The following is a 758-nucleotide window of genomic DNA, read 5'->3' as shown; positions in this document are numbered from 1 at the left end:
GCAGCTCGGGGACGAGCACCTGTTCGACATAGGCCTCGAAGGCGTCGCGGTTGATGGCGCCGGGCAGTACGAAGGGCGCAATCATGCCGCGCACGGTCAGTGCGCCGACGAAGGTCGTCGTCTTCCAGTGGCCGTGGGGAAAGCCCATGCGCAGGCGCTCGCCGCGCCGGCAGCGTCCGTGCGTGCGGGCCATGTTGGTCTTGGCCCAGGTTTCGTCGATGAACACCAGCCGCTCGGGATCCAGATCGATCTGGCCGTCGAACCACGCCTGCCGACGTCTCAGGACGTCCGGCCGGTCCTGCTCGGTCGCGTGGCCGGTCTTTTTTTGCGCGTGAGGCCATGACGGCGGAAGAACCGCTGCAACGTGCCGTAGCCAAAGGCATGGCCGCGCTCGGCCAACGCCGCGCGCAGCTCCTCCGTGGTGATGTCCGGCGTCGAATCCAGCAGCGCCTTGATCAACGCGCCTTGGGCCTCGATCCGGGCCGAGCGGCGGTCGCCGCCGAGCGCGCCGGGGCGCGGCTCGCCCTTGCTCCGCGCCAACGCCCGCCACCGGCTGACGCTCGCGGCGCTGACGCCGAACCGCTCCGCCGCGGCGCGGTGGCTCGCACCCTCCGCCACCGCCTTCAACACCCGGACACGAAGATCGAGAGACAGCGCTTTCACCATGACCGCCGGCCTCCTCTCCGGCGGACACGTTGAATCAGAACCGGCCTTCAGTGGGAATCCCCAACGATTCAATCAGCTGGGCCGACGCTCTA

Annotated in this window: 1 pseudogene; it reads right to left on the bottom strand. The window is 69.1% G+C overall.

Going from position 1 to position 758, the window contains the following annotated elements:
* Positions 1-666 (bottom strand): annotated as a pseudogene (locus tag ACUN0C_RS20200) (IS630 family transposase); the annotation flags it as partial.
* Positions 667-758 lie beyond the last annotated feature (92 nt).

This window comes from Faunimonas sp. B44, from assembly GCF_052655945.1.
The sequence above is the reverse complement of the archived record's forward strand: the minus strand, read 5'-3'. Positions and strand labels throughout refer to the sequence as shown.